A 6,962-nucleotide genomic window follows, 5' to 3' on the forward strand; every position below is an offset into this window, starting at 1 on the left:
GGAGTCGGTCCCTCTCGGGACTGGAGCCCGGCCGGGTCTTTGGATGGAAACGGCCGGGCTCGCCCTCCCCCGGGGGGGTGAGCTGTTATTGATAGTGCACTAGCACACTACACACGTCAACAGTTACTATCTGCGTAGTGGCCTAGCGCAGCGTGCGGCAGGGCCTTACCCGCTCATGGAAGGACTGGAGATCATGACTCCGCAGATCGACCGCACCCCGCCGTACCTCCAGGTCGTGCAGTCACTCAGGCGCCGGATCACCAACGGGGAGCTGGCGGACGGAGAGCGCATCCCCTCCGTTCGGGACATCGCCCACCAGTGGAAGATCTCCCAGGCCACCGCCATGAAGGCCGTGTCCGCACTCCGCGCGGAGGGGCTGGTGGAGAGCATCACGGGCGTTGGCACCGTGGTCCGCACCCGCGCCAACCTGCACCGGGGCGCCCATGACCGGTTCGCCCGGATGGTGACCACGGGCAAGATCTACGGCCCGGGGGAGTTCGCCGTGATCCACGCGGCCGAACTGGCTCCGGCTCCCGCGCATGTCGCGGAGGTTCTGGGGATCGATGAGGGGGCCGAGGCCATCCGCCGGCACCGGGTCACCCACAACGAGGACGGGCCGGTCTCCGCGTCAACGAGCTGGTTCACGGCGGACCTGGCGGAGATCGTGCCGGAGCTGCTGGTGAAGGAGCGCATCGTGGGCGGCACGGGCAACGCCATCGCCAACGCCACGGGCCGGAAGCCGAAGGTCTCCGAGGACCGGTCCACGGTCGACTACGCGACCGCCGAACAGGCCGCTGAACTGGGGATAGAGGAGGGTTCGCCCGTCCTGATGGGGCGCAACGTCCTGCGGGACTCCGAGGGTGACCCGATGGAGGTAGGGGAGCACATCTCCGGCCCCGGCCGCTGGCTCTCCTCCGTCGTTGAACTGCCCGACCGAAGCTGAGCGCTGAAACTCCGGACCCTGGTGTCCGCCTCAGGCGCTAGGGTCTTCTGATCAGGCAAAACGACAAAAAGAAAGATCCCCATGCCGTTCTCCACGGGGCCAACCGTGGGGCCTGGGGATCTCTCCTGATAAGCGGGTGTACTAGCACCCTCGCCACATCCACTGTAGCGGTCGTTTCCCGCCCGGTGGAACTGGACAGCTAGTCACCCGCCCGAAAGGCGGGATCGTGCCTCACAAGGCACCGAGTGAAGACGAGACGGAGACCCGGCCCCCGCAGGGGCGGCCCGGTCCCTCCATCCCCATGAGCAGCGGCTCATGGGCGTACTCCATCGGCGCGGGCTCGTACCCGCGCGGCGTGTACTTGAAGCCCAGGGGTGAAGACGCCCCCTGGGAGCTGGTCGCGCCCCTCCCCTATGTCCTCGAAGTCGTGCTGCGCCGCGGCGGGGATCGAAAGATCACCGTCCGTGAGTTCCGCCTGTCGATCGACGCGGCCGGCACCAGCACGATCCTGTGCGGCCGTGACGGCCTGAAAGCTGGTGTGTGGATGGAGCAGCTTGACTTCGGCTTCGCGCCGTTGGACGACAAGGTGGTCAAGGCCGCCGGTACGGCGATCTCCAAGCTGGCCGAGGACGCGCCGCGCGTCGAAGCCGTGCCCGGCTGGACGGTCGACGGCCTCCAGTTCCCGCCCGGCGACGTCGGCCCGCACGGGTACGGCGACACCTGCGGGACCGAGACCGAGGCCCGGGGGGTGTGGTCGCGGGTCTCGGAGATCCTGGCCCAGGCCGGGAACGAGTACGGGGCCCTGTTCGTGGGCGTCGCCCTCGGCGGGGTGTTCCTCGCCCCCTTCAAGTTCCAGTGCTTCATCTGCCACGCGTGCGGCGGATCGAGCGGCGGTAAGTCCTCCGTGATGAAGCTGTCCGCGGCCATGTTCGGGCGCATCGATGAAGTGATGGGCAACTGGAACCTGGCGAAGGTGGCGAACTCGGAAGACCTGCTGCGCCTGGGCTGCTTGACCAACTTCCGCGACGAGATCGGGATGCTGGGCAGGCTCACGCCCCGGGAGGGTGAGCAGATCATTTTCCAGCTCACCGAGGGGGCCCAGCGCACCCGCGCCCGCCAGAAGGGCGGCGGTACGGACCGGACGATCAAGTACCGGGGCGTGATCATGTCGACCGGCAACGACTCCCTGTTGGGCATGGCGACGGAGCAGGAGGGCTTGAACGTCCGCGTGCTGGAGCTGCCCAACAAGGTGATGGCGGACGGGCCCACCGCCGACGAGATCAAGGCGCTGTCCGATCTCGCGTACGGGTGGCCGCTGCGCTGGCTCCGGGCGGAAGTCACCCTGGACGACGCCTGGGCCGCCATCGCCCAGGCCCAGCGGGACCTTGGCGTGGACAAGGTGGGCGGGCCCGACATCCGCATCGGCCGCAACATCGCCATGGGCGTGGCCGGGGCCGCGATCTTCGAGCGGATCACCCGGGGCTCCGGGGTCCGGGATGCGGCCCTGGCCGCGGGCCGGAAGCTGTTCAGCGCCTCGGTCGCGGAGATGCGCGAGACCTCCATGAAGCAGGGGGACAAGCTGCTGTCCGTGGTCGCGGAGACCTTCGCGTCCAAGCCCTCCCTGTTCCCGACGAAGGCCGCCTACACCAGCGCGGCGCTGGGCGCGAACGCACTGGAGATGGTCTCCGAGGCGTACGGGTGCGTCTACGACGAAGGCGCCGAACGGCGGATCGCCGTGTTCTCGAACAAGCTCAAGGCCATCTGCGCCGCGGCCGATATCGTCTCGCCGCGCACCGGTCTGCGGGACCTGCGGGAGGATGGCCGGCTGGTGCTGGAGGAGTCCGGCTCCCGCCAGGGGCTCACGAAGCGGGAGTGGCTGGGCGACTCGATCGGGTACGTGTACTGCTACGTCTTCAAGCGGGTCACGAAGGCGGACCCGGAGGGCTTCACCCCGGAGCCGACCGAGGCGACGGCCGACAAGCCGTTGCCCCCGATGCCGACCCTGGACGAACACCTTCGGGCCCCGGCCGCGCAGCTCCCGGCGGTGGCCGAGGACCCGGCGCCGGCCGTCGCCGCGCGGCCGGTCGTCCCGGAGCAGTCGGCCCCGGCCTCCGTCGTCCAGCAGCAGCCGGAGCAGCCGGAGCAGCCGGAGCGGCGCCCCGCGGCCCCGGCGAAGGGCCGGGCAAAGCCGACCGTGAGCGTGTGGGCGGCCGAGGCCGGATACCTGATGGAGGCCGCCGGGTCCGCCTCGGTGGCCATCGAAGGGGAGGCCGCGGCCTCCCTTGCCGGGCTGCTCACGCTGCTCCGCGCGACGGCCACCACGGATGACGTGACGCTGGTGGTCGGGCCGGAGCTGCGCGCGGCGTACGGCCTGGCGGACGAGTGCTGGCCCCGGGTGAAGGGGTCCGTCTGGGAGCGCCAGGGCAGGAAGGCGGACCGGGAGGCCGCGGCCCTGTTCCAGGTCCCGTGGCGCGTACTGGTCGACGCCGGATGGCACCAGCCGTTCCAGGCCGGGGAGCCCATGCACGTCATGCCCATGTCCGTCCTCCAGCACCCGCAGCACCCGGGGATGACGCGGGTACTGGTCGCGGAGTGGCTGACCGAAGGTGCCTTCCCCCGGGACGTCGGGGAGGCCGCGGTGCCCAGCGCGGGAGAGCTGGCCTACCGGCTGCACCGGTTCACGGAGCTGACCGGCTGGACGTTCTCGGTCAGTGCCGCACGGACGGCACTGAACGCACTGAAAGCCGCACTCAAGGCGCCGACCGTACGACGGCGCCCGAAGTTCGTCGCGGACACCCAGCGGTGGCCGGAGTACGACTACCGCAACACCTGGACGCGGGAGCTGACCGAGGCGGAGCGGGCCATGGCCCGGATGCACGGGTACGACGGGAACAAGAACTACCTGCCCGCCTACTCGGACGCCCTGGTCGCGGTCAACGACCTGGAGCGCGTGATGTACCCGAAGGAGTTCAACCCGAAGTGGGCCGGCATGTGGCTGATCACCGTGCCCACCTGGCCTCACCCGCTGCTCCCCGCCCCGGTGCTGCACGCGGCCCCGGGTGAGAAGACCTGGGTGACGACCGCGATCGTCAAGCTGTACCTGGAGGCCGGGATCGAGCCGGAGATTCACGAAGCGTGGGTCTCCGAGGGCACCCAGTACAAGGCATTCCGGGACTTCAAGGAGACCGTGCAGCGCGCCTTCCGGGAGCTGGAGGCCGGGGCGCTGGACGAGAACCGTCGACCCGTCGACCCGGAGGAGCGCGCGGTGTACAGCGCCTTGAAGGGGACGTTCCGGACGCTTCATGGCAAGTTCCAGGATGGCACCCAGCGGACGATCGCGCGGCCCGACTGGGGTTACGCGATCCGGGACGCGGCCTGGACCGGCATCCTGCGCAAGGCGTACAAGGCCGGGGGCGTCATCCCCTTGTCCAAGGACAACAAGCCGACCGACCACCCGCGCTTCCCCGTGAAGCTGGACCTGGACGAGCTGGTGTACGCGAGCGACGCCGAGACCCACGACCAGGACGTCCCGGCCGGGCTCGTCCTCGGCACCGGCCTGGGCCAGTTCAAGGCGAAGACGAACGTGACCGTGGATGAGTGGATGGGGGCCTGATCATGCCGACCAGCGACGACGACCAGCAGGACAACAGCCTCCGGGACAAGCTGATCCGCAAGCTGACCGGGCGCGCCCCGGGGGCGGTGGAGCGGGAGCAGAAGAAGGGTCTGGGCGACCGGCTCCGGTGGCTGGAGAAGAAGCACAAGGGCGACGACAAGGCCGCCGCAAAGGCGGCCGGGATCTCCCTCACGACCTGGCGGCGGTGGCGCTCCGGAAAGCAGAAGCCGAAGCCGGACAGCGTGGCCAAGCTGGACAAGGCCACCCGGGACGCCCTGGTCCCGAAGGGGCGCCGTAAGCGGATCTCGGAGTCCACGGGCAAGGGGCGCGGGCTGAGTGCCGGCGCCCCGTCCGGTGGCGCGCAGATGAGTGCCTGGGTCACGATCTCGTCCGACACCCGACCCCGGGATCTCAACCTGGGCGGTGCCCTCGGCCCCGGTCGGCTGGACGCGGTGGTGAACGCGTACGTGGAGTTCGGGGAGGACGCGGCGATCCTGGAGCTGAAAAAGGCCATCGGGGAGTACCTGCACGTCGACCCGGAGGACGTCAACATCCACGACGTGAGCGGGATCGACTGGGAGCCGCTGCGCAACCCGAAGGACTCCGGGGGCGACCGCGGATCGGGCGGTACGGACGACCAGGGCGAGATCTTCTGACTGTCACGCTGCACTGTCACGCAGGGGTGTCACGCACCCTCTGACCTGCGTAAAGCGGCCCCCGCCGGATTCGGCGGGGGCCGTGACAGTTCCAGCGTGACAGCTCAGGGCTGGGCGGCGCGGCTCACCAGCTCCGCCTTGACGCGCTCCGCCAACTCCGTGTTCTTCGGGTCCACCAGCAGCTCCCCGAGGATGCGCAGCACCGGGGCCAGGGCGACGTCTGGCAGACCGGTGTCGACGGCCGCGGCGTTGCACCAGCTCTTGAGCTGGGCGTGCGCCTTCGGCTTGAGATCGAGCGTCACCCGAATGGGCAACGTCCGGATTGACGTCTGGACGGTCGGGGTGCGCTCCCCCTCGGAGGCCGTCTTGCTGTAGTCGGTCCGGCGCCGGCCGCGGCGCCGCGGCGCCGCCTTCCCCTCGGTCTTGTCCTCGGCGGTCACTTCGCGGCCTCCCATCGCTCCAGGATCTCCTTCGTCACCTGCGGGTACGTGGTGCCCTCGGTCTCGATCTCCAGGCCGTAGCACTGGCGGTACAGGTCGTCATGGAAGACCACCTGGGCGTCCAGGACCTCCATGCCCAGCTCCGGCGCGGTGAGGGCGTCGCGGACATCCGCGTCCGGGCCGGTCTTCGTCGCGTACGGCCTGTTCGTGCGGTTGAGCAGCACGACTTCCACCAGCGGGTCCCGGGGGAGGCCGAACCGCTCCCGCTCGTCCTTGATGGCTTCCAACTTCTTCTTCATCTTCCGGGTGGTCCGGCGCACTTCGATCCCGGCCGGGGCCATCGGGAAGACCCAGACGTCCGCGTACAGCAGCGCGCCCCGGGCGATCGACTCGTGATCTTCGAGCTGGGGCACGTCCACGACGAGCGCGCCGCGGTCTCCCTCCAGGTCCGGGAGGCTCCGGTGCAGGGTGGTGATGTGCTGGCCGATGACCGGGAAGTCGAGCCCTTCGGCGTCCTCCATCCACTCCAGCGCGCTCTGTCCCTTGTCCGCGTCGACCAGCAGCGGCGGCCGTCCGGCTTCGTGCAGGGACTGGCAGATGAACATGGCACTGGTCGTCTTGCCTACTCCGGGCTTGATCGAGACCAGGGCGATTTTGGGAATCATGCACGGAAGGTACTGCACGCACGGAAGCCACGGACCCACACCGGCCGAAGGCGACCCGATCGAGCGGCGCCCGGGGGTACGCCGGCCTCGGCGTCCGGGGCGCCCCGGGGGAGGGCCGTACGTTCAGTTCGGAGTCCACCGTGCAGTTCGACGCGGCCCGTGCGTTCAGTTCGCCGCGGGAACTGAACGTACGGCGTTTCCGCAGCTCAACAGGGGTGCGCGGGGTCTCACGTTCAGTTGGCGGGGGCCCGTACGTGCAGTTCGGCCCCCGATGCGTTCAGTTCCTCGGCGGGAACTGAACGTACCCGTTTCCGCAGGTCAGAGGCCGTTTGGGGAGGCTGTACGTTCAGTACGTTCAGTTTTCGCGCAACCAGACCCGTTCTCAGAGAGAAACCACCCGCCCCAGCGGCCCCGCCTCGGAGGCCGCGCGGTGGGCCGGGAACGACCCGCGGTCAATCTGGTCAGATAAAGCAGAGGCCGGGGGAGGGGCCCGGGGCGCGCGGGTGGTCGGGGCCGTCCGGGGGCCGTTTCTGATGGGTCGTCAGGTGTTGGTTACGGTCCGCGCATGACGGGTCCATGTCTATGTTGCGGAAAGTAGTTAGCTCCAGGTTCTTGACAAACCCCGGGGTGCTTGATCTAGATTGG

5 protein-coding genes are annotated in these 6,962 nt (G+C 69.4%); 3 read left to right on the top strand and 2 right to left on the bottom strand.

Annotated features, from left to right (window positions below; translation table 11 throughout):
* Positions 1-193 precede the first annotated feature (193 nt).
* The 3 genes from ACIP5O_RS36740 (at position 194) to ACIP5O_RS36750 (ending at position 5,212) form a co-directional block, all read left to right on the top strand.
* The gene (locus ACIP5O_RS36740) at positions 194-943 is read left to right on the top strand and encodes a GntR family transcriptional regulator (protein WP_401302182.1); all 750 of its coding nucleotides are present in this window, start codon (positions 194-196) and stop codon (positions 941-943) included.
* Between the two features lie 301 nt (positions 944-1,244).
* Positions 1,245-4,556: a DUF927 domain-containing protein gene (locus ACIP5O_RS36745; RefSeq protein WP_401302184.1), complete on the top strand. Its 3,312-nt coding sequence runs from the start codon at positions 1,245-1,247 to the stop codon at positions 4,554-4,556.
* Positions 4,557-4,558: 2 nt separating this feature from the next.
* Positions 4,559-5,212 carry a hypothetical protein gene (locus ACIP5O_RS36750; RefSeq protein WP_401302187.1) on the top strand — a complete coding sequence of 218 codons (654 nt, stop codon included), beginning with the start codon at positions 4,559-4,561 and terminating at the stop codon, positions 5,210-5,212.
* A 104-nt stretch (positions 5,213-5,316) separates the two neighbouring features.
* Here ACIP5O_RS36750 and ACIP5O_RS36755 read toward each other — a convergent pair whose 3' ends face one another.
* Together ACIP5O_RS36755 and ACIP5O_RS36760 are read right to left on the bottom strand one after the other, a co-directional pair.
* Positions 5,317-5,667, bottom strand: a complete 351-nt coding sequence (locus ACIP5O_RS36755) for a hypothetical protein (RefSeq protein ID WP_401302190.1) — start codon at positions 5,665-5,667, stop codon at positions 5,317-5,319.
* Positions 5,649-6,317: a hypothetical protein gene (locus tag ACIP5O_RS36760; RefSeq protein ID WP_401302192.1), complete on the bottom strand. Its 669-nt coding sequence runs from the start codon at positions 6,315-6,317 to the stop codon at positions 5,649-5,651. The genes ACIP5O_RS36755 and ACIP5O_RS36760 overlap by 19 nt, the downstream gene beginning before the upstream one ends.
* Positions 6,318-6,962 lie beyond the last annotated feature (645 nt).

Origin of the sequence: Streptomyces sp. NPDC088915, from assembly GCF_044749825.1 — a bacterium.
In the GTDB taxonomy this organism is placed as follows: domain Bacteria; phylum Actinomycetota; class Actinomycetes; order Streptomycetales; family Streptomycetaceae; genus Streptomyces.

Excerpts from the sequence above, each read along its gene's own strand:
- ACIP5O_RS36740 (WP_401302182.1), top strand. The coding sequence starts at position 194 with ATGACTCCGCAGATCGACCGCACCCCGCCGTACCTCCAGGTCGTGCAG.
- ACIP5O_RS36745 (WP_401302184.1), top strand. The coding sequence starts at position 1,245 with ATGAGCAGCGGCTCATGGGCGTACTCCATCGGCGCGGGCTCGTACCCG.
- ACIP5O_RS36750 (WP_401302187.1), top strand. The coding sequence starts at position 4,559 with ATGCCGACCAGCGACGACGACCAGCAGGACAACAGCCTCCGGGACAAG.
- ACIP5O_RS36755 (WP_401302190.1), bottom strand. The coding sequence starts at position 5,667 with ATGGGAGGCCGCGAAGTGACCGCCGAGGACAAGACCGAGGGGAAGGCG.
- ACIP5O_RS36760 (WP_401302192.1), bottom strand. The coding sequence starts at position 6,317 with ATGATTCCCAAAATCGCCCTGGTCTCGATCAAGCCCGGAGTAGGCAAG.